We start from the raw sequence: 21,240 nt of genomic DNA on the forward strand, positions 1-21,240 counted from the left end.
GCCGCAGAGAACTGGGCATCTATCGGGACGATTGGCGAGGTCTCTCCGCAGGGAGATTTGCCGGAGGGCGCACGATTCGAGGTGGGAGACGCGACCGCGGGCCCCGCACGACCCGCCGAGTGGGTGGGGAGGCAGGTTTTCGGCAACTCGGTGGACGCGAAGTACTCGTTGCTTGCGGCGGATATCGGGGCATCAACCGGAAAGGCTTGCGCTTCCTTCGCGAATGGCGGGACTGAACTTTCTGCTGCTGGACTCGAAAGCCGAATGCGCTCTGTCGAAGGGGACGGCTCGCTTCGGCCCGCCCCCGCACAGGGCTTCAGCGGGCTTCCTGACGTTGCCACGGGCGCGACGGTGAGACGTGAAGCTGCCGTCGGAGCGGGCGCGGCAAGCTTGCCTGTCCCAGGCATGTGCCCGGAGGATTTTCCTTCGACGTTGCCCGAGGGTTCGGAGGAGGCAGTGCGAGATGGGAGCGCCCTCGAGGGGCGCGCGCAAGTCTTCTCACGCGCTCTGGAAGGGGCGGAGCGAGCGCAGATGCCGGACGTCTTCGCGCGATATATGCCGCCCACAGCCGTCCTGCCAGCCGGTCCTGTCGAGGATCTCGCGGGGCAACAGTCCCGGTTGCCAGCTACGGTCGCGCCTGCTCCGCACCTGCAACTGGCGGATGGGATCGTCGCCGCGCGGAATGGCGTGGTCGAGATCACGCTCAACCCCCATGAGCTCGGGCGCGTGAGGGTGATGATCTCGGGCGACCGGACGGATCTGCAGGTCGGCATGATCGTGGAGCGGTCCGATACCTTGGACCTGCTGCGTCGCCATGCCGACCTGCTGCTGCGGGAACTGAAGGACAGTGGCGTGGGTAATGCGCAGCTGGAATTTGCCCGCCAGGACGATGGCCGGAACCCCGAAAGCGCGCCGGGCGGCGGGCAGCGCGAGGCTGGAAACGGTGGCTCCGGTCCTGAACGCGGCGTTGGTCCACGCGATTCAGGCGCTGCGTCCGAAAGCGCACAAGGGAACGCTGGAGCAGATGGGCGGATCGAAGCGGGCCGGCGGCTCGACATCAGGATGTAGGGAGAATGACATGATCAGTGCAGCCAGCCCGGTGGGGGCGGGGCATACAGCGGCCGCTTCGGGCGCGACGACGGCCTCGTTCGCGGGCGGGGATTTCCAGACGTTCCTGAAGATGTTGACCACGCAGATCAAGAACCAGGATCCCCTCAACCCGATGGAGGGATCCGATTTCGCCGTCCAATTGGCGACGTTCTCGGGTGTGGAACAGCAGGTCCGCACGAACGATCTTCTGGCCGCGATGGCGGGGAAATCGAGCGGCGGGCTGGCAACCGTTGCCGACTGGATCGGCAAGGAGGTGCGCACGACCGATCCCGTGGCCTTCGACGGCGCAGCCGTCACCCTGACGCTGGAGCCGGAGCCGGATGCCGATCAGGTCATCCTCGTGACGCGTAATGCGAACGGCGCAGAGGTCTCGCGCGAGGATGTCGGGCTGGGCACCGGCGATGTGGACTGGATCGGGCGAAGCTCAAGCGGCGCGGTGCTGCCGTCCGGGCGTTATTCCTTCAGCTTGGAAAGCCTGCGCGACGGCAGCCCGATCGGCAGCTCTCGCGTGGGCGCCTATGCCCGGGTCACCGGCGCCGAGATCACGGCGAATGGCGTGCAGCTGTCGCTCGCCGGCGGTGCGAGCACGATGGAGCGCGATGTGACGGCGCTGCGGTCCGCTGGCGGATGATGAAGGATGTGGCTTCATCTTCGGCCCCGCGTTCCGCCGCATCGCTTCGGCGGCCTCAGGCGTCTTCTTCAGGATGACCGCGGCCTCTGCATCCGTGTTGTTCGGTATTCACCGGCGCGGAACCAACTGCGCCGAGCCGATCTCGTTACCCGGCGACGAGCCCCAGCACCACGCCCAAGGCGAGCAGTGCCACGCCTGCCAGCGGCCAGAGGAAACCGCGGCCCTGTTCGACGCGCAGGGTCCGGGTCGGATGGGCCAGTTCGGTCAGGCGCGACTCGATCAGGTCGGGCATGAGCGGGCCGAACCGGCCGAGCGTCTGGATGATCCGCAACATGTCGCGGGCGGCGGCGCGGGGACCGAGATTGTCGCGGATATAGGCCTCGACCACCGGGCGGGCCGCCTGCCACATGTTCATCTGCGGGTCCAGCGAGCGGGCGACACCCTCGACCACGACCATGGTGCGCTGCAGCAGGATCAGTTCGGTCCGGGTCTGCATGCCGAATTTCTCGGTGACCTCGAGGAGATAGGCGAGCAGATTCGCCATCGAGATCCTGCTCGCGTCGGCGCCGAAGATCGGCTCGCCCACGGCGCGGAGGGCGCGGGCGAATTCGGCCATGTTGCGATCGCTGGGAACGTAGCCTGCTTCGAAATGCACGCGCGCGACGCGGTGATAGTCGCGCTGGATGAAGCCCATGATGATCTCGGCATACACGCGGCGGGCGTATTCGTCGATCTCGCCCATGATGCCGAAGTCGAAGGCCACGATATCCCCATCGGCGGCGACCCGCAGGTTGCCCTGGTGCATGTCGGCGTGGAAGAAGCCGTCGCGCAGCGCATGGCCAAGGAAAAGCTGGATCAACCGCACCGCGATCGCGTCGGTGTCGTGACCTGCGGCCCGGACTGCCGCGACATCGCCCATGGGGATGCCGTGCATCCAGTCGCTCGTCAGCACCTGCCGCCCCGACAGTTCCCAATGGGGTCTCGGGATCGAAAAACCTTCGTCATTTTTCGTGTTCTCGGCGAATTCCGACGCCGAGGCGGCCTCGAGCCTCAGGTCAAGCTCGCCCATCACCACCGATTCGAAATGGCTGACCACGTCGCGGGGCCGCAGCCGGCGGGTCGCGGGCGAGAGCCACTCGATCATGTTGGCGGCGAAATGGAAGGCGTCCAGATCGCGGCGGAACGCGGCCTCGATCCCCGGACGCAGCACCTTGACCGCCACCTCCGCCCCGGTGTCGGCGCGCCGCGCATGGTGGACCTGCGCGATGGAGGCGGCGGCCAGCGGCTCGGAGAAGTCGATGAACATCGTGTCCACCGGGCGGCCCAGCTCGGCCTCGATCATCGCGCGCGCGGTCCGGGTCGGGAAGGGGGGCAGGCGATCCTGCAGCATGCGCAGCTGGTTCGCGAGGTCGGCGCCCACCACGTCCGGCCGCGTCGACATGATCTGCCCGAACTTGATGTAGGCGGGCCCCAGCGCGGTGATCGCGCGGGTGATGGGCGGCAGCGCCGGATCGCCCTTGTAGCCGAGCCATGCGAAGGGCCAGCCGAGGATGCGCGCGGCCAGCCGCACCCGCGGCGGGGCCGCCATCGCGTCGAGCGCGGCGCCCATCGCGCCGGTGCGCTGGAAAGTGGCGCCGGTGCGGATCAGGCGCCAGATGTTATGGGGTCCGCGCATGAATCAGAGCTTCCAGCCCGAATGCAGCGCGGCAATGCCCATCGACAGGTTGCGATACTGCACCCGCCCGAATCCCGCCTGCCGGATCATCGTGGCGAAGCTTTCCTGATCGGGAAAGCGGCGGATCGATTCGACGAGATACTGGTAGCTGTCCCGGTCATTCGCGACGAGCTGGCCCAGCGGCGGGATCACGTTGAACGAGTAACGGTCATAGGCCCATTGCATCGCCGGCACCGGCAGTTGCGAAAACTCCAGCACCATCAGCCGGCCGCCGGGTTTCAGGACGCGATACGCCTCCGCCAGCGCGTCGGGGATGCGGGTCACGTTGCGGATGCCGAAGCTGATCGTGTAGCGATCAAAACTCGCATCCGCGAAGGGCAGCGCCATCGCATCGCCCGTGACCCAGGCGAGGCGGTCCGACAGGCGATCCGCCTGCGCCCGCTTGCGCCCCTCGACCAGCATCGATTCGGTCATGTCGCAGACCGTCACCCGCGCGCCCGGCGCCCGGCTCAGGAAGCGGAAGGCGATGTCGCCCGTGCCGCCCGCCACGTCCAGCAGATGCTGGCCATCGCGCGGCGCCAGCCAGTCCATCATCGCGGTCTTCCACAGGCGGTGGACGCCGACGCTCATCAGATCGTTCATGATGTCGTATTTCGAGGCGACGCGCGAAAAGACGCCGTGGACCAGCCCGGCCTTTTCATCCTCGGCCACGCTACGAAAGCCGAAATGCGTTTGCTTGGGCCGCTCGTCGTTCATAGGTCTGCATCCAGTCGCCGGTTTCGCGCGGCACAATGCGATGAACGGGGTCGGAATGCCAGAACTGCCGGAGGTGGAAACCGTCCGCCGTGGCCTTGCGCCGCATCTGGAAGGGCGCGTGATCGCGCGGGTGGATCAGCGCCGGCCAGACCTGCGCTGGCCGATGCCGGTCGATCTGGTGCAGATGCTGACGGGCGCGCGCGTGACGGGCCTGCGGCGGCGGTCGAAATACATTCTCGCCGATCTGGACCGCGGGGCCAGCCTGCTGCTGCACTTGGGCATGTCGGGCCGGGTGCGGATCGAGGGCGAGGGGCAGGGCACGTTTCACCGCGACACGTCGATCCTGCCGCAGCACGATCATCTGGTGCTGACGACCGATCTGGGTACCACCATCACGCTGAACGACGCAAGGCGCTTCGGGGCCGTCGATCTGGTGCGCGAGGGGGAGGCGCATCCTCTGCTCGCCAGGCTCGGGCCGGAACCGCTCGGCCCGGACTTCACGGCCGAGCGGCTGGCCGATGCGCTGGCGGGCCGCCGCGCGCCGATCAAGACGGCGCTGCTGGATCAGCGCATCGTCGCGGGGCTGGGCAATATCTATGTCTGCGAGGCGCTGTTTCGGGCCGGTATCCATCCCACCCGCGCGGCCGGGCGGATCGGTCGGGCGCGGATCGGCGAACTGCACCGGCAGATCGGCGAAGTTCTGGCCGATGCGATCGCCGCAGGCGGCTCCAGCCTGCGCGATCACCGCCAGACCTCGGGCGAGCTGGGCTATTTCCAGCACAGCTTCCGCGTCTATGGGCGCGAGGGGCAGCCCTGCCAGCGCGAGGGTTGCAGCGGCATCATCCGGCGGATCGTGCAGGGCGGCCGCTCGACCTGGTATTGCCCCGTCTGCCAGCGCTGAGCCGCCGTCCGGGCTTCCGCCGGCAGTGGTGATTTGCTAACGAATGCCAAGTCATATGGAGACACGCGATGGCCTATCAAACGCTGATCGTCGAGATCGAGGACAAGGTTGCCCTGATCCGGCTGAACCGCCCCGAGGCGCTGAACGCGCTGAACGGCCAGCTGATCGGCGAGCTTGCGCAGGCCGTGGCCGAACTCGACGGGAACGAGAAGGTGCGCTGCATCGTCCTGACCGGCAGCGAAAAGGCCTTCGCCGCCGGCGCCGACATCAAGGAGATGGCCGGCAAGTCCTTCGTCGATGTGTTCGAGGGCGACCTGTTCGGGGCCGAGATCGACCAGATCGCCCGCACCCGCAAGCCCATGATCGCCGCCGTGGCAGGCTATGCGCTGGGCGGGGGATGCGAGCTGGCGATGATCTGCGACTTCATCATCGCCGCCGAGAACGCCAAGTTCGGCCAGCCCGAAATCAATCTGGGCGTCGTGGCCGGAATCGGCGGCACGCAGCGGCTGTCGCGTTTCGTCGGCAAGTCCAAGGCGATGGACATGAACCTGACCGGCCGCTTCATGGATGCCGCCGAAGCCGAGCGTTCGGGGCTGGTGAGCCGGGTCGTGCCCGCCGACAAGCTGATGGAGGAGGCGCTGGGCGCCGCCCGCAAGATCGCCGCGAAGTCCGCGATCGCGGCCAAGGTCGCCAAGGAGGCCGTGAACCGCGCTTTCGAGACGACCCTGCGCGAAGGGCTGCTGTTCGAGCGCCGGGCGTTCCATTCGCTGTTCGCGACCGAGGATCAGAAGGAAGGCATGTCCGCCTTTCTGGAGAAGCGCGAGGCGCAGTTCCGCGACCGCTGATCCGCCATCCCGCTGGCCCTCCCGGATTCTTCCGGGAGGGCGCTTGACTCAGCGGGAGGCCTTCCATAGAAGCACGGCTTCAGGATTTACCCGTTTCACTATCGCACCGTATCGGAACCGCTCAAGACATGGCCAACACGCCCCAGTCCAAGAAGCGCGCGCGCCAGATCGAGCGCCGCACCGCCGTCAACAAGAACCGCCGCTCGCGCATCCGCACCTTCCTGCGGAAGGTCGAAGAGGCGATCGCCGGTGGCGATCCGCAGGTCGCGGCCGACGCGCTGAAGTCCGCCCAGCCGGAACTGATGCGCGGCGTCTCGCGCGGCGTCGTCCACAAGAACACGGCCGCCCGCAAGATGTCGCGGCTGTCGGCCCGCGTGAAGGCGCTTTCGGCCGCCTGATCAAGGCCGGACGGGCGGCTGTGCGCCGCCCTTTCCCTGCTTGTAAGACCCGCTCAGGCGCATCGGAAGATGCGCCTTTCGGCGTTTCAGCGTCCTTGATTTTCCACGTTTTTTTCGCGTGTTGCGTGTGCCAGATTCGATTGAGCAAAGATCCTGTCAAGCGCGAAGATCGGTTGCGGGGGCCTGGCCGTTGGGCGTAGCTTTGGTGATGCGATTCACGTCGCGCCAATTCGGGGACTGATTGCCCGCCTCCGGTTCTGCCACCGGAACAGGGCGACCGGCAGCCAAGGTCAAGGGGCCACTGCCGGGAACGCTGCTCGACTGCCTGCCAGCAGTCATGCCTGCGTTCTGTCGGACAAATTCACCGGCCATCCGGCCTTCGCCAACCGGCTTTCGCCGGAGGGGTGTCTTTGTCCGTGTCCTCCGGTCGGCGTGAGTCGCTGTTCCGCCGCTCCGCCGGCGGGGTGATCGGGGACAAGGACGAACGAGCGATGATGGACAGGATCTGGGGCCAGGCCAAGGGCGAGCTTGAGCAGCTGGTCGGCGCGAACAACTATGCCAACTGGATTCAGCCGCTGCGGCTGGCCGGGCTGGAGGATGGCACCGCCAATCTGATCGGCCCGACCAAGTTCCTGTCCGACTGGGTGTCGCGCCACTACGCCGATTCCATCCTCAGCGCGCTGACCCGCCAGGGCTGCGCGGTCGAGCGGCTGAGCATCCGCGTCGATCCGTCCCGCATCGGTGCCGCACCGTCCGCAGCCCCGGCGGCCCGGCCCGCGGCCGTCCAGCCCGCAGCCGCGTTGCGCCCGCCCGCCCGCGCCGAGGAGGAGCTGACCTCGCCGCTCGATCCGCGCTACACCTTCGACAATTTCGTCGTCGGCAAGCCGAACGAGCTGGCCCATGCCGCCGCCCGGCGCGTGGCCGAAGGCGGCGCCGTCGCGTTCAACCCGCTGTTCCTTTATGGCGGCGTCGGGCTCGGCAAGACGCACCTGATGCACGCCATAGCCCGCGAGCGGCAGATCCGGCATCCGGGATCGCGCATCCTCTATCTCTCGGCCGAGCAGTTCATGTATCGCTTCGTGCAGGCGCTGCGCGAGCGCACCGTCATGGACTTCAAGGAGATGTTCCGCACCGTGGACCTGCTGATGGTCGATGACGTGCAGTTCATCGCCGGCAAGGATTCCACGCAGGAGGAGTTCTTCCATACGTTCAACGCGCTGGTCGATCAGGGCAAGCAGATCGTCATCTCGGCCGACCGCGCGCCGGGCGAGATCAAGGACATGGAGGAGCGGATCCGCTCGCGCCTGTCCTGCGGGCTGATCGTGGATCTGCACCCCACCGATTACGAGCTGCGCCTGTCGATCCTGCAATCCAAGACCGACCTTTTCCGCGCCACCTATCCCGGCCTCGTCCTGAAGGAGGGCGTTCTGGAGTTCCTCGCCCACCGCATCACCTCGAACGTGCGGGTGCTGGAGGGCGCGTTGCAGCGGCTGTTCGCCTTCGCCAGCCTGATGGGGCGCGAGATCGATCTGGACATCACGCAGGAAAGCCTTGCCGACATCCTGCGCGCCTCGGACCGCAAGGTCTCGATCGAGGAGATCCAGCGCAAGGTGGCCGAGCATTACAACATCCGCCTGTCCGACATGATCGGCCCGAAACGGGTGCGGACGCTGGCCCGGCCGCGGCAGATCGCGATGTATCTTTCCAAGCAGATGACCAGCCGCAGCCTGCCGGAAATCGGCCGCCGCTTCGGCGGACGCGACCACACCACGATCATGCATGGCGTGCGCAAGATCGAGGAACTGCGCGCCCAGGACCACAGCCTGGCCGAGGATATCGACCTTCTGCGCCGCACGCTGGAAGCCTGAGCCCGCAGAAGGCTTGACCATACCAAGCGTTTGAACAAACTGTGCTCCGCCGCGCCGCCGCGGCGGGATGCGACGACAGCGAAGGGCAGGACCCATGAAATTCTCGATCGAACGGGCCGTGCTGGTCAAAGCCGTCGCCCAGGCGCAATCCGTCGTCGAACGCCGCAACACCATCCCGATCCTGTCCAACGTGCTGATCGAGGCGCAGGGCGACACCGTCAGCTTCCGCGCGACCGATCTCGACACCGAGGTCGTGGACAAGGCCCCCGCGATGGTCGAACGCCCCGGCGCGACGACCGTTTCCGCCGCGCTGCTGAACGAGATCGCGCGCAAGCTGCCCGATGGCGCGCTGGTTTCCATCGCCGCCGACGCGGCCGAGGGGCGGTTGAGCGTGCAGGCGGGGCGGTCGAACTTCAACCTCGCCACCCTCCCGCGCGAGGATTTTCCGGTGATGGCCTCGTCGGAATACGCGGTCAACTTCACCGCCCCCGCGGCGCTGCTGCGGCGGCTGTTCGACAAGTCGCGCTTTGCGATCTCGACCGAGGAGACGCGCTATTACCTCAACGGCGTCTATATGCACGTCGCCGACGGGCCGGATGGCAAGCTGCTGCGCTGCGTGGCGACCGACGGGCACCGGCTGGCGCGGATCGACGCAGCCCTGCCGGAAGGGGCGGGCGACATGCCCGGCGTGATCGTGCCGCGCAAGACCGTGGCCGAGCTGAAGAAGCTGCTGGACGACGACGAAGCGCAGATCGCCGTGTCGGTCAGCGAGACCAAGGTGCGCTTTGCGACGCCGACGCTGACGCTCACGTCCAAGGTGATCGACGGCACCTTCCCCGACTACACGCGCGTCATTCCGCAGGGGAACACCCGCAAGCTGGAGGTGGACGCCAGCGACTTCGCCCGCGCGGTGGACCGCGTGGCGACGGTCAGTTCCGAACGTTCCCGCGCGGTGAAGCTGGCGCTGGACGAGGACCGGCTGATCCTGTCCGTCAACGCCCCCGACGCGGGCGCGGCGGATGAGGAACTGGCGGTCGCCTATGCCGACGATCCGCTGGAGATCGGCTTCAACGCCAAGTATCTTCAGGAAATCGCCCAGCAGGTGGACCGCGAGAACGCCGTGTTCCTGTTCAACGGCTCGGGCGATGCGGCGCTGATCCGCGAGGGCGGCGACGAATCCGCCGTCTATGTCGTCATGCCGATGCGCGTGTGACGCCTGAGGGCGCGGACGCTTTCCATCCCGTGCTGGAATCGCTGGCGCTCGCGCAGTTCCGGTCCTGGGCGCGGCTGAACCTGCCCTTCGATGCCCGCCCGCTGGCGATCTTCGGCGCGAACGGGGCCGGCAAGACCAACATCCTCGAAGCGGCGTCGATGCTGTCGCCAGGACGCGGGCTGCGGAATGCGACCCCCGGCGATCAGGCGCGGCAGGGGCCGGATGCGGGCTGGCGGATCCGGGCGGCGATCGGCGGGCGGGAGGTGGAAACCGCCGCGCCGCCGGGCGAGCCGCGCAGCGTCACCATCGACGACAAGACCCTGCCGCAGGTGGCGCTCGGCGGGCTGATGCGGGTGATCTGGCTGACGCCCGCCATGGACCGGCTGTGGACCGACCCGCCCGAATCGCGGCGGCGGTTTCTCGACCGGATCACCCTGTCGTTTCACCCCGACCATGCCGCCGCCGCGCTGACCTATGAGAAGGCGATGCGCGAGCGGAACCGGCTGCTGAAGGAGGATTCGCGCGACGCGGGCTGGTTCCGCGTGCTGGAAGCGCAGATGGGGGAATCGGGCGCGGGGATCACCCGCAACAGGCTGGACGCCATCGCCCGGATCGCCGAGGCGCAGCGCGGGGCCGAGACGGCGTTTCCCGCCGCGAACCTGACGCTAATGCCGGGCGAGGGGAGCGCCGACGATCCCGATCCGGCCAGCATCGCCGCGCGACTGGCGCAGATGCGGCCCCGCGATTTCGCCGCCGGGCGGACGCTGACCGGCCCGCATCGCGCCGATCTGGGGGCGCATTGGGGGCCGCAGGACATGCCCGCCGCGCTGAGTTCCACCGGCGAGCAGAAGGCGCTGCTGCTTTCGCTGATCCTCGCCAACGCCCGCGCGCTCGCCGCCGAGCGGCCCCTGCTGCTGCTGGACGAGGTGGCGGCGCATCTGGACGCGGGCCGCCGCGCCGCGCTTTACGACGAGATAGCCGCCCTTCCCGCGCAGGCGCTGCTGACCGGAACCGGACGCGAGCTGTTCGCGGCGCTGGACGGACGGGCGCAATTTCTGCACGTTCGTCGCGAGGGCGGGATTTCCACCGCCGGGATGGAGGGCTGACATGCTGCCCCGCAACCGCGTCACGCTGATTACCCTGGGCGTCGCCGACCTGCACCGCGCCGCCCTTTTCTACCGTGAATGGGGCTGGGTGCCGCATCCCGGCTCGCCCGAGGGGCTGGCGCTGTTCCAGATGCACGGCGCGGCGCTGGCGCTGTTTTCGCTGGACGAACTCGCCGCGGACCAGAACCGTCCCGCTGGCGAACTCGGGACCGGCGCGGCGACGCTGGCCCAGAATTGCGAGGATACGGCCGAGGTGGACGCCGTCTTCCAATCCGCGCTCGATCTTGGCGCGACGGCCCTGAAACGCCCGGAAAAGACGCCGTGGGGCGGCTATTCCGGCTATCTCGCCGATCCCGACGGCCATGTGTGGGAGATCGCGCATAATCCCGGCTGGCCGCTCGATCCCACCGGATCGCTGACCCTGCCTTGATGGAGTGGCAGGGCGAGGCGACGGTCCTGGCCCGCCGCCGCCATGGCGAGAACGCGGCGATCCTGACCGTCTTCGCCCGCGACGCCGGGGTGATGACCGGCGTGGTGCCGGGCGGGGCGGGCACACGGCGCGGACCGTTGCTGCAACCGGGCAACCGGCTGGCCCTGCGCTGGCGGGCGCGGCTGGCCGAGCAGATGGGCAGCTTCTCGGTCGAGCCGGTTCTGTCCCGCGCCGGGCTGATGGACGACGCGGACGCGCTGGCTGCGCTGAACGCGGTGACGGCGCTGCTGGCTTATGCGCTGCCCGAGCGTGACCCGCATCCGCGCCTCTGGGACCGGACCGAATCGCTGCTGGACGCGCTGCCGCAGGGCGGCTGGGCCGGGGATTACGTCCGCTGGGAGGTCACGCTGCTGGACGAACTGGGCTTCGGCCTGACGCTGGACCGCTGCGCCGTGACCGGGCGCAGCGAGGGGCTGGCCTATGTCAGCCCGCGCACCGGCCATGCCGTGACGGCCGAGGGGGCGGGCGAATGGGCGGCGCGGCTTCTGCCGCTGCCCAGCCCACTGGGCGGCCCGTCGGGCGGAATGGCCGAGGCGCTGGCGCTGACCGGGCATTTCCTGAACGCCTATCTGGCCGAGGGGCAGAAAGGCCAGCCGCTGCCCGCCGCCCGCGCGCGGCTGGTCGAGCGGCTGTCGCGCGGGGCTGCTTAGCCCCCCGTCCGCTCCAGCGTGATGTAGGTCGGGCCGATGATCTTCAGCACCCCGCCTTCCCAGACCGCCTGCTGCGCCTGGGTCAGCGCCTCGAACAGCCGCCCCTCGAACCCCTTGTGGCCGCAGGGGATGTCGGTCCAGTTCATCGTCGAGACGTGAATGTTCGGCAGCGTCTGGGTGTTGACGGCGGTGAAGGTGTTGCACGGCCCGCGCCCCTCGATCTTGCCCGGCCCGAGGCGCACATAGCCGTCGCGGGTCGGCACAGCCTCCTTGCCGAAGCCGACGACGACATAGTTCCCATAGGGCACGCCGCCTTCGGACCCGACGCCGGCGGGGGCGCCGGTCGGCTCGCAGGCGGAAAGGGCGGCGATGGCGGCCGTGGCGGCGGCAAGGCGGATGGCAGTCTTCATGGCAGTTTCCCCCGATCGGTCATGGAGGGCGAACGCCGGGGCGGCGCTCGCGTTCCCGTGAAAGTTCAAGGATATCATGCCCGTGGCAGATCGGCCACGCGCGGGCGGTCAGCCCAGCAGACGGCGGGCGATCACCTGCGCCTGAATCTCGGCCGCGCCCTCGAAGATGTTGAGGATGCGGGCGTCGCACAGCACCCGGCTGATCGGGTATTCCAGCGCGAAGCCGTTGCCGCCGTGGATCTGCAGCGCGTTGTCGGCCGCCGCCCAGGCGACGCGCGCGCCCAGCAGCTTGGCCATCCCGGCTTCCAGATCGCAGCGCTTGCCCTGATCCTTCTCGCGCGCCGAATGATAGGTGAGCTGGCGGGCAATCATGATCTCCACCGCCGTCATCGCCAGCTTGTCGGCGACGCGCGGGAAGGCGATCAGCGCCTTGCCGAACTGCTTGCGGTCCAGCGCATACTGCATCCCCAGCTCCAGCGCCGATTGCGCGACGCCGATGGCGCGGGCGGCGGTCTGAATACGCGCCGATTCAAAGGTCTGCATCAGCTGCTTGAAGCCCTGTCCCGGCTGCCCGCCGAGCAGGTTGTCGGAGCTGACCTTGAAGCCGTCGAAGCCCAGCTCGTATTCCTTCATCCCGCGATAGCCGAGCACCTCGATCTCGCCGCCGGTCATGCCGGGGGTGGGGAAGGGGTCTTCGTCGGTGCCGGGGGTCTTCTCGGCCAGGAACATCGACAGCCCGCGCCAGTCGGTCGTGTCGGGATCGGTGCGGGCCAGCAGCGTCATCACATGGGTCCGCGCGGCGTGGGTGATCCAGGTCTTGTTGCCGGTGATCTCCCACCCGTCCTGGGTCCGCACGGCGCGGGTCCGCAGCGCCCCGAGGTCCGAGCCGGTGTTCGGTTCGGTGAAGACGGCGGTCGGCAGGATTTCCCCGCTGGCGAGCAGGGGCAGCCATTTCGCCTTCTGCTCCTCGGTCCCGCCGCCGAGGATCAGTTCCGCCGCGATCTCGGACCGGGTGCCGAGGCTGCCGACGCCGATATAACCGCGCGACAGCTCCTCGGAGACGACGACCATGCTGGCTTTCGACAGGCCGAGGCCGCCATGTTCCTCGGGGATGGTCAGGCCGAAGACGCCGAGCTCGGCCAGTTCGACGATCACCTCCATCGGGATCAGCTCGTCGTTCAGGTGCCATTCATGCGCGAAGGGCACCACCCGCTCGTCGGCATAGCGGCGGAACTGGTCGCGGATCATTTCCAGATCGGCGTCGAGCCCGGTCGCGCCGAAGGTCGCGCGGCCCGCGTTGTCCTGCATCAGGGCGACCAGCCGCGCCCGCGCCTGCGGCGTGTTCCCCGCCATCGCCGCGCGCGCCGCGTCCGAGGGTTGCCAGTCGATGCCGAGGTCCGACAGCCGCGCGAACTCGGTCTGGCTCATCGGGATGCCGCCGGCGATCTGGGCGAGGTATTCCCCGAAGGCGATCTGGAGGAGGAGCGATTCCGTCTCCCCAAAACCGTCGCCCAGCTCTCCGGCCCAGCCCGCCATCTGCCGCAGCGCCTCGACATAGGTCGCGAGCCATGACAGCGCGTGGGCGGCGTGCTGGTCCTGCTCCAGCGCCTCGGCATCTACCTTGCCGCCGCCGACGCGGGCCTTCAGCGCTTCGGTGGCGCGGGCGAGCAGGGCGCCCAGTTCGGGAATGACCGCCTGCGCATCGGCAGGGGAGAAGGGGGCGCGGGCGTCGAGCATCGGGCAGTTCCTGCAATGAATCGGTTTGGCTGCTGGTAACCTCTTTGCAGGTGCAGCGCAATGTTGCTGCGCCAAAGGGTTCGTTCCTGTATCATTGTTGCGTGGCGTCGGCCGCGAGTTCTACATGGCGGGCTTCGCCGCTCATCCGCCCGGAAGCACCCCTTGCCAGCGCCCGGCCCGCCGCTAGGGTGGCGGCCGATGTTCGGCCTCGATCCTCATCTCGTCTGGCTGGCGCTTGGCGTCACCTTCTTCGCGGGCTTCGTGAAGGGGGTGATCGGGTTTTCCATGCCGATGATCATGATGTCGGCCTTCGGCTCGTTCCTGCCAGCGCATGTGTCGCTGGCGCTGCTCATCATGCCGACGCTGGTGACCAACCTTCAGCAGTCCACCCGGCAGGGCCTGACCCCCGCCATCGAATCGGCCAGGCGCTTCGGCTGGCATATCGGGATGGTGGTGCTGTTCATGTTCGTCTCGGCCCCGTTCGCGCGGGTGCTGCCGCAGTGGGTGATGTATCTGGCGCTCGGCGTGCCGATCATGGTGTTCGCGCTGTGGCAGCTTTCCGGGCGGCCGATGACGCTGCCGATCCACCACCAGCGGCGGGCCGAGATCGTCAGCGGCGTCATCGGCGGGCTTTACGGCGGCATCTCGGGCATCTGGGGGCCGCCGCTGATCGTCTATCTGCTGTCGATCGGCGCCTCGAAGATCGAGCAGATCCGCGTGCAGGGCGTCGTGTTCCTGATCGGCGCGGTGGTGCTGGTGGTCGCGCATCTGTTAACCGGCATCCTGAACCCGCAGACCTTGCCGCTATCGCTGCTGATGGCGGTGCCGGCCATTCTGGGGATGCAGTTCGGCTTTGCCGTGCAGGACCGGATGAACCTGATCCAGTTCCGCCGCTGGACGCTGGTGCTGCTGGTGCTGACCGGCGCCAACCTGATCCGCCGCGCCCTGACGATGTAAGGCCTCCTATGACCGACCCCGCCGCCCTGACCGCCCGCCTGATCCGCTGCCCCTCGGTCACGCCCGAGGAGGGCGGCGCGCTGGAACTGCTCCGCGCGCTGCTCGAACCGGCGGGCTTCACCTGCACCCGCGTGGACCGGAACGGCACACCCAACCTTTACGCCCGCTGGGGTGCCAAGGGCGCGCGCAGCTTCGGCTTCAACGGCCATACGGACGTGGTCCCGCCGGGCGATCCGGCCAGCTGGACCCATCCACCCTTCTCGGGGGCCGAGATCGACGGGATCATCTGGGGCCGGGGCGCGACCGACATGAAATCCGGCGTTGCCGCCTTCGTGGCCGCCGCCATCGACTTGGTGACCCAGACCCCGCCCGACGGCGCCGTGATCCTGACCATCACCGGCGACGAGGAGGGGCCGTCGCGCGACGGCACCCGCGCCATCCTCGACTGGATGGACGCCAATGGCGAGCGGATGGATGTCTGCCTTGTCGGCGAGCCGTCCAACCCCGAGGTGATGGGCGAGATGATCAAGATCGGCCGCCGCGGCAGCCTGACGGCGACCATCACCGCCACCGGGAAACAGGGCCACGCCGCCTATCCGCACAAGGCGCTGAACCCGCTCCACCCGCTGCTGCGGCTGCTGGAGGGGCTGACCGCCGCGCCGCTGGATCAGGGCAGCGAGCATTTCCAGCCGACGGGGCTTCAGGTCACGACCATCGACGTGGGCAATACCGCGTCGAACGTGATCCCGGAAAAGGGCCGGGCGGTGGTGAACATCCGCTTCAACGACCTGCACTCGGGCGACAGCCTTATCGCGATGCTGCGCGAGCGGGCGGCGGCGATGGAGATGGAAACCGGTGTGCGCTTCGACGTGGATATCAGGCTTTCGGGCGAAAGCTTCCTGACCCGGCCCGGCCCCTTCGTCGATCTGGTGCGCGGCGTCGTGGCTGATGCCTGCGGGACCGATCCGGTGCTGTCCACCTCGGGCGGCACCTCGGATGCGCGCTTCATCAAGGACCACTGCCCGGTGCTGGAATTCGGTCTCGTCGGTGCCTTCATGCATCAGGTGGACGAGCGGGTGCCCGCCGCGCAGGTGCGCCAGCTCAAGGACATCTACCAGACCATTCTGGCGCGGTATTTCGCATGATCCCCAACGCGGCCATCACGCGAACGGACGATCTGGCCGCCTGCCACGCCATCCGTCGGACGGTGTTCATCGAGGAACAGAACGTCCCCGAGGCGCTGGAGATGGACGATCTGGACGCCGCCGCGATCCATCTTCTCGCGGTCGAGGGCGGCCGTCCGGTCGGCACCGCGCGGCTGCTGATCGACGGCGAGACCGGCAAGATCGGCCGCGTCGCGGTGCTGGTCGAGCATCGCGGCAGCGGCCTCGGCGCGGCGCTGATCCTTGCCGCGCTGGATGAGCTGCGGACCATGCCCGGCGTCACCACCGCAAAGCTGGGCGCGCAGCTTCACGCGCTGGGGTTCTACGAGAAGCTGGGCTTCACCGCTCGCGGGCCGGTCTATGACGACGCGGGCATCCCGCATCGCGACATGACCCGGCCGCTTTGACATGCCCGTCATCCGCCCCGAACTGGCCGAGCGGCTGCGCCCCTGGCGCGAAGTGGCCGCGGCGGCGCTGGTCGCCGCATTCGGGGCGTGGGTGTTCAGCTGGGGCGGGCTGGTCTATCAGCCGCTCGGCCTTGCCGTGATCGCCGTCGCCCTTGTCTGGGGCACCGATGCCCGCCGCCGGATGCGCTTTCGCCGCGACATCGCCGCGCCGGGCGTGGTCGAGCTGATCGAGGGCGCGGTCCGCTATTACGGCGCCGAGACCTTGGGCGGAGAGATTGCCTTGCGCGATCTGGTCGAGGTCCGGCTGCTGCGCCTGAAGGGCCATCCGCATTGGCGGCTGCGCAGCAGCGACGGGCAGGCGCTGCTGATCCCGGTCGAGGCGGCGGGCGCGGCGACGCTCGCCCACGCCTTCGCGGCGCTGCCGGGCTTCGATCTGGCCGAGGCGGCGAACGCGCTGGACGCCGAAGGCGAGACGTTCCGCACCGTCTGGCGCCGCAGCGAATAGCCGATCCGTCAGCGCAAAAGGAAAGGCCGCCGGTTTCCCGGCGGCCTCCATCGTCTCTCGCGGCCCGCTTACTGGGCGAGCAGGTTGGTGATCCGGCGCACCGAGGCGCGGCGGTTCTCGCGGATGTCGCCTTCGGCCGGGACGCGCAGGAACTGCTCGCCATAGCCCTGCACGACCATGTTTTCCGGCGGCACGTTGAAGTATTCGGTCAGCGCCAGCGCCACCGATTCGGCCCGGCGGTCCGAAAGCGCGAGGTTCATCGCGTCTCCGCCCACCGTGTCGGTGTGGCCTTCGATCATGAAGATTTCGCGCGGGTTGCTGCGCACCGCCTCGGTGATGACGCTGCCGAGCGTCGCGAGCTGCTGCGCCTGCGCCGGCTCGATCGCGGCCGAGCCGGTGTCGAAGGTGATCGCCTGAATGTCCACCGGAGCGACCAGCGCCCGGACGGCGGGGATGTTGCGGACCTGGTTCAGCGTGAAGGTGCGGTCCACGCCAACCTCGCGCCGCAGGGCCTCGCGCAGCGCGTCCTCGGTCACGGGGCCGGAGGCGTCCAGCACCGGCCGCGCGGGCGGCGGCAGTTCCGAGACGATGACCGGCTGCACGTTCGCCGTCTCGTCGATCAGCGTGGTGGCGGTGCCATCCGGCGCGACCACCGACCGGCGCAGCACCCGCAGATCGGCGTCGCGGATCGTCACCACCCGGCTGCCATCTTCGCGCAGGACCGTGGTGCGGCTGGAGCCGTCGTTGAAGTTCTCGGTCTGCACGGTCGAGCCGGGCTGAAGCAGCAGGGCGTTGTCGTTCTTGATGACTTCCTGGCTGCCATCGGGGCGGGTCACGACGAGCCGGTCGCCGGTGTTCAGCGCAACCTGCCGGTTGTTGGGCAGCATCTGCCCGACGACATAGCCCGCAAGTCCCGCCAGCGCGTAGTTGAGCAGGTCGTTGTCGTCGTCATCGTCGTCGGCCTGGCTCTGCGGCGCCTGCGTGGTGACGGTCCCGGCCGTGTCGGCCGCCGCGCCGGGCTGCTGCCCGCCGGCGGCCGCCGCTGCCGCCGCCGCGGCGGCGCTGATGCTGGTCGCGAAGTCCTCCTGCGAGGAGCGGGCGTTTTCCTCCGTTACGGTGGTTTCCACCACCTCGGCATCGGCGGCGGTGTCGTCCCCGGCGCTCAGCGCGGCGACCGGCTCGGCCGGTTCCACGGCCTCGGCGGCTTCGCGGGAAGCTTCGGTCTCGACGGCGGTCGCCTCGGGAACCGCCTGCGCCTCGACCTCGGCCGCGGGGGTGCCTTCGGCCGCGGGCGTTCCGGCGAGCGCGTCGCGCAACTCATCGACCGTGGGCGTCGCGCCCTCGGCGGGCGGGGCAGCGTCGGCGGCCGTTGCGTCGGTCGGCGGTGCCTCGGTGGTCGGAGCGTCGGCAGCGGTCGTCGCCGCATCCGCATCGGCGGCCGGAGCGGTGGCCGGGTCAGCCTGAGGCGCGTCCGCCGGGGTGGCGGCCGTCGGCGTTTCAGCCGCAGGGGCGTCGGCGGCGGCTGGCGTATCCGCCGGAGTATCGGCGGCGGGAGCATCCGTGGCGGGTGCGTCAGCGGCGGAGGCCTCGGCCGCGGGAGCTTCTGCGGCTGCATCCGTCGATGCGTCGGCTGGCACGTGGGCGTCGGCCTCGACGGCGGGTTCTTCCGCCGCATCGGCCTCGGCCTGCGATTCGGAGAGCGCCTGCTCCAGATCGGCCGCGTCGGGCAGTTCGGGTTCCGGCGCCGTTTCGGTCACTGCTTCGGCAGCGGGGGCCGCGTCGGCAGGTGCGGGCTCGGCGCTAGCGGCCGGTGTCTCGGAAGCGGCGGAAGCATCCGGCGCGCCCGCTTCGGCGGGTTCCGGCGCGGCTTCAGGTGCGGGCGCGGCCTCGGGCGCCGGTGCGGCGGCAGGCTCGGCCGGTGCTTCGCTGGCGGCGGCCTCGGGAGCAGGCGCTGGCTCCGCTGGGGCCTCGGCGGCAGCGGGTGCCTCCGGCGCGGGCTCGGGGATAATCTCGGGCTCCGGCGCGGGGTCCGCCGGGGCGGCATCCACCGGCGCTTCGGCGGCAGGCGCCGGCTCGGCGGGCTGTTCCGGCGCGGCGTCCGGCAGCGGAACCGGCTCGCCCGCCGGTGCGGCGTCGGTGGCGGTTTCCCCCGTATCGGCCTGGGCCAGCACCCGCGCCGCCGCGCCATCGGCCGCGCCGAGGGTCATCATGTCGGCGCGCGGCGCCTGCATCTGCACGGCGTTCGGGTCAAGCGTCAGGGTGCCGTCGGCATCCGCCCGGTGGGTCTGCATCTGCTGCGGGGCAAGGAACATCGCGCCGTCGGGCGCCACCTGCACCGCGATCCCGCGCGGGGTGAAGCGGATATCGGCCGGGCAGGGCTGCGGCGCGTTCATCGGGCAGGTCAGTTGTTCGGCGTTCAGCCCGGCATCCAGCTCGATTTCAAGCGCCGCTTGAAGGTTCGGCATCTGCACCGCGCGGTCCGAAGCCGCCTGCGCCGCCTCGGCAGCGGTCATGTCGGCCGTCACGGCGGCCTGAGCGATGCTGGCCTGCGGCAGCAGCAGCGCGACGCCTACGGCGATGGCGGTCGAGTTGTTGAAGATGCGGCGCATGTTTCCTCCGGCTTTCCTGTCGGTTCGGGCGCGCGGACGCGCCCCATTCTGCGGACGGTAACGATCTACAAGCCGTGGCGTTCCCGACATCGGCGTGAGGGGCCCGTGAACGCGGCATTGAACCCCAAAGCGTCACCGCATATCCATTGCCGTGACATCCGAGGAGAAAGATCATGGCCTTGAAGCCCAAGGACGCGCCCGACCTGAACCGTTTCGACTGGGAAGACGCGCTGCGTCTGGACGGCCAGCTTTCCGAGGAGGAGCGGATGCTGCGCGACGCCGCCCGCTCTTACGCGCAGGAAAAGCTGCAGCCGCGCGTGATCGAAGCCTATCGCGAGGAAAAGACCGACCCCGAGATCTTCCGCGAGATGGGCGAGATGGGCCTGCTGGGCGTCACGGTTCCCGAGGAATATGGCGGGATCGGCGCTTCCTACGTGGCCTACGGCCTCATCGCGCGCGAGGTCGAGCGGGTGGATTCGGGCTATCGCTCGATGATGTCGGTGCAGTCGTCGCTGGTGATGTATCCGATCTACGCCTACGGCTCGGAAGAGCAGCGGAAGAAGTACCTGCCGAAACTCGCCAGCGGCGAGTTCATCGGCTGCTTCGGCCTGACCGAACCGGATGCCGGATCGGACCCCGCCGGAATGAAGACGGTCGCGAGGAAGACCGCGAACGGCTATGTGCTGAACGGGTCCAAGATGTGGATCTCGAACTCGCCCATCGCGGATGTGTTCGTGGTCTGGGCCAAGTCCGACGCGCATGGCGGCAAGATCAAGGGCTTCGTGCTGGACAAGGGCACGAAGGGCCTCTCGGCGCCCAAGATCCAGGGCAAGCTGAGCCTGCGCGCCTCGATCACCGGCGAAATCGTCATGCAGGACGTCGAAGTGGGCGAGGATGCGCTGCTGCCCAACGTCGAAGGGTTGAAGGGTCCGTTCGGCTGCCTCAACCGCGCCCGATACGGCATCAGCTGGGGCGTCATGGGCGCGGCCGAGTTCTGCATGCACGCCGCGCGGCAGTATGGTCTGGACCGTCACCAGTTCAAGCGCCCGCTGGCCAACACGCAGATCTACCAACTCAAGCTGGCCAACATGTTGACCGAGATCACGCTGGGGCTGCAGGCCAGCCTGCAGGTGGGGCGGCTGATGGATGCCGCCGAGGCGGCGCCCGAGATGATCAGCCTCGTCAAGCGCAACAACTGCGGCAAGGCGCTGGATATCGCCCGGATGGCCCGCGACATGCACGGCGGCAACGGCATCTCCGAGGAGTTCCAGGTGATGCGCCACGCAGCCAACCTCGAGACGGTCAACACCTATGAGGGCACGCATGACGTCCACGCGCTGATCCTCGGCCGTGCCATCACGGGCTTGCAGGCGTTCTATTGATCTGCCGGACCGGGGGCTTCGCGCCCCCATGAATGGGCCCCGAAGGCCCATTCATCCCCGCGGGATGTTTCCGGCCGCCCGAGGGGGCGGGGCTGGTGCCGAAAGGGCTTGAAAAATCCTTGTTTCCGCACCATATGGCAGCGGTCCACAACATCCGTGGGCCGCTTTCAGGAGAGACCATGGCCAAGGAAGAGATGCTCGAATTCCCCGGCGTCGTGACGGAACTCCTGCCCAACGCGACGTTCAAGGTCGAGCTCGAGAACGGCCATGAAATTATCGCGCATATGGCAGGAAAGATGCGGAAAAACCGCATCCGCGTTCTCGCTGGCGACAAGGTGCAGGTCGAGATGAATACCTACGACCTGACCAAGGGGCGGATCAATTACCGCTTCAAGTAACGAATCAGGCAGCCGGGACAGGCCGCGTC

General features: G+C 68.7%; 21 protein-coding genes. 16 read left to right on the forward strand and 5 right to left on the reverse strand.

The features are described 5' to 3' along the window. The first annotated feature begins 687 nt into the window (after positions 1-687). A complete protein-coding gene (locus KTN05_RS18430) occupies positions 688-1,068 on the forward strand; it encodes a flagellar hook-length control protein FliK (protein ID WP_217327391.1) in 381 nt (126 codons plus the stop codon). Continuing rightward, positions 1,025-1,741, forward strand: a complete 717-nt coding sequence (locus tag KTN05_RS00380) for a flagellar hook capping FlgD N-terminal domain-containing protein (protein WP_254367871.1) — start codon at positions 1,025-1,027, stop codon at positions 1,739-1,741. Before KTN05_RS18430 ends, KTN05_RS00380 begins: the two co-directional genes overlap by 44 nt. A gap of 145 nt (positions 1,742-1,886) precedes the next feature. Here the strand turns inward: KTN05_RS00380 and ubiB are convergent, their stop codons facing one another. Together ubiB and ubiE are read right to left on the reverse strand one after the other, a co-directional pair. After that, complete coding sequence (gene ubiB / locus KTN05_RS00385) at positions 1,887-3,416, reverse strand: 2-polyprenylphenol 6-hydroxylase (RefSeq protein ID WP_217327392.1); 1,530 nt, start codon at positions 3,414-3,416, stop codon at positions 1,887-1,889. A gap of 3 nt (positions 3,417-3,419) precedes the next feature. Continuing rightward, positions 3,420-4,172: a bifunctional demethylmenaquinone methyltransferase/2-methoxy-6-polyprenyl-1,4-benzoquinol methylase UbiE gene (ubiE, locus tag KTN05_RS00390; protein ID WP_217327393.1), complete on the reverse strand. Its 753-nt coding sequence runs from the start codon at positions 4,170-4,172 to the stop codon at positions 3,420-3,422. Positions 4,173-4,227: 55 nt separating this feature from the next. Between ubiE and mutM the strand changes: the two genes are divergently transcribed. From mutM to recO, 8 genes are all read left to right on the forward strand, one after another. Continuing rightward, a complete protein-coding gene (gene mutM, locus KTN05_RS00395; RefSeq protein ID WP_217327394.1) occupies positions 4,228-5,073 on the forward strand; it encodes a bifunctional DNA-formamidopyrimidine glycosylase/DNA-(apurinic or apyrimidinic site) lyase in 846 nt (281 codons plus the stop codon). A gap of 68 nt (positions 5,074-5,141) precedes the next feature. Next, the gene (locus tag KTN05_RS00400) at positions 5,142-5,918 is read left to right on the forward strand and encodes an enoyl-CoA hydratase (protein WP_217327395.1); all 777 of its coding nucleotides are present in this window, start codon (positions 5,142-5,144) and stop codon (positions 5,916-5,918) included. 128 nt (positions 5,919-6,046) lie between these two features. Continuing rightward, complete coding sequence (gene rpsT, locus KTN05_RS00405; RefSeq protein ID WP_217327396.1) at positions 6,047-6,316, forward strand: 30S ribosomal protein S20; 270 nt, start codon at positions 6,047-6,049, stop codon at positions 6,314-6,316. A 491-nt stretch (positions 6,317-6,807) separates the two neighbouring features. Further along, positions 6,808-8,184: a chromosomal replication initiator protein DnaA gene (gene dnaA / locus KTN05_RS00410; RefSeq protein WP_217327397.1), complete on the forward strand. Its 1,377-nt coding sequence runs from the start codon at positions 6,808-6,810 to the stop codon at positions 8,182-8,184. A gap of 94 nt (positions 8,185-8,278) precedes the next feature. Then, positions 8,279-9,397, forward strand: a complete 1,119-nt coding sequence (gene dnaN, locus KTN05_RS00415) for a DNA polymerase III subunit beta (protein WP_217327398.1) — start codon at positions 8,279-8,281, stop codon at positions 9,395-9,397. A 29-nt stretch (positions 9,398-9,426) separates the two neighbouring features. After that, positions 9,427-10,503, forward strand: coding sequence for a DNA replication/repair protein RecF (recF, locus tag KTN05_RS00420; RefSeq protein WP_217327399.1), 1,077 nt, complete (start codon positions 9,427-9,429; stop codon positions 10,501-10,503). 1 nt (position 10,504) lies between these two features. Further along, positions 10,505-10,933, forward strand: coding sequence for a VOC family protein (locus tag KTN05_RS00425; protein WP_217327400.1), 429 nt, complete (start codon positions 10,505-10,507; stop codon positions 10,931-10,933). Then, on the forward strand, positions 10,930-11,643 hold the full coding sequence (recO, locus tag KTN05_RS00430) for a DNA repair protein RecO (RefSeq protein ID WP_217327401.1): 714 nt from the start codon (positions 10,930-10,932) through the stop codon (positions 11,641-11,643). Before KTN05_RS00425 ends, recO begins: the two co-directional genes overlap by 4 nt. On the opposite strand, the gene KTN05_RS00435 is transcribed toward recO, so the two are convergent. Continuing rightward, the gene (locus tag KTN05_RS00435; RefSeq protein WP_217327402.1) at positions 11,640-12,053 is read right to left on the reverse strand and encodes an META domain-containing protein; all 414 of its coding nucleotides are present in this window, start codon (positions 12,051-12,053) and stop codon (positions 11,640-11,642) included. The two genes, recO and KTN05_RS00435, sit on opposite strands and share 4 nt — an antisense overlap. A gap of 108 nt (positions 12,054-12,161) precedes the next feature. Continuing rightward, positions 12,162-13,790: an acyl-CoA dehydrogenase family protein gene (locus KTN05_RS00440; RefSeq protein WP_217327403.1), complete on the reverse strand. Its 1,629-nt coding sequence runs from the start codon at positions 13,788-13,790 to the stop codon at positions 12,162-12,164. A gap of 198 nt (positions 13,791-13,988) precedes the next feature. On the opposite strand from KTN05_RS00440, the gene KTN05_RS00445 reads away from it, so the two are divergent. The 4 genes from KTN05_RS00445 to KTN05_RS00460 are packed head-to-tail and all read left to right on the forward strand — an operon-like array spanning position 13,989 to position 16,822. Continuing rightward, the gene (locus KTN05_RS00445) at positions 13,989-14,747 is read left to right on the forward strand and encodes a sulfite exporter TauE/SafE family protein (RefSeq protein WP_217327404.1); all 759 of its coding nucleotides are present in this window, start codon (positions 13,989-13,991) and stop codon (positions 14,745-14,747) included. Between the two features lie 8 nt (positions 14,748-14,755). Further along, the gene (gene dapE, locus KTN05_RS00450) at positions 14,756-15,892 is read left to right on the forward strand and encodes a succinyl-diaminopimelate desuccinylase (RefSeq protein ID WP_217327405.1); all 1,137 of its coding nucleotides are present in this window, start codon (positions 14,756-14,758) and stop codon (positions 15,890-15,892) included. After that, a complete protein-coding gene (locus KTN05_RS00455; protein ID WP_217327406.1) occupies positions 15,889-16,317 on the forward strand; it encodes a GNAT family N-acetyltransferase in 429 nt (142 codons plus the stop codon). The genes dapE and KTN05_RS00455 overlap by 4 nt, the downstream gene beginning before the upstream one ends. 1 nt (position 16,318) lies before the next feature. Further along, complete coding sequence (locus KTN05_RS00460) at positions 16,319-16,822, forward strand: hypothetical protein (protein ID WP_217327407.1); 504 nt, start codon at positions 16,319-16,321, stop codon at positions 16,820-16,822. Between the two features lie 68 nt (positions 16,823-16,890). Here KTN05_RS00460 and KTN05_RS00465 read toward each other — a convergent pair whose 3' ends face one another. Then, positions 16,891-19,431, reverse strand: coding sequence for an OmpA family protein (locus KTN05_RS00465; protein WP_217327408.1), 2,541 nt, complete (start codon positions 19,429-19,431; stop codon positions 16,891-16,893). Positions 19,432-19,604: 173 nt separating this feature from the next. On the opposite strand from KTN05_RS00465, the gene KTN05_RS00470 reads away from it, so the two are divergent. Further along, on the forward strand, positions 19,605-20,813 hold the full coding sequence (locus KTN05_RS00470; RefSeq protein WP_217327409.1) for an acyl-CoA dehydrogenase: 1,209 nt from the start codon (positions 19,605-19,607) through the stop codon (positions 20,811-20,813). A 179-nt stretch (positions 20,814-20,992) separates the two neighbouring features. Beyond that, positions 20,993-21,211, forward strand: a complete 219-nt coding sequence (infA, locus tag KTN05_RS00475; protein WP_217327589.1) for a translation initiation factor IF-1 — start codon at positions 20,993-20,995, stop codon at positions 21,209-21,211. Positions 21,212-21,240 lie beyond the last annotated feature (29 nt).

Source organism: Paracoccus sp. Z118 (assembly GCF_019061185.1).
Classification (GTDB): domain Bacteria; phylum Pseudomonadota; class Alphaproteobacteria; order Rhodobacterales; family Rhodobacteraceae; genus Paracoccus.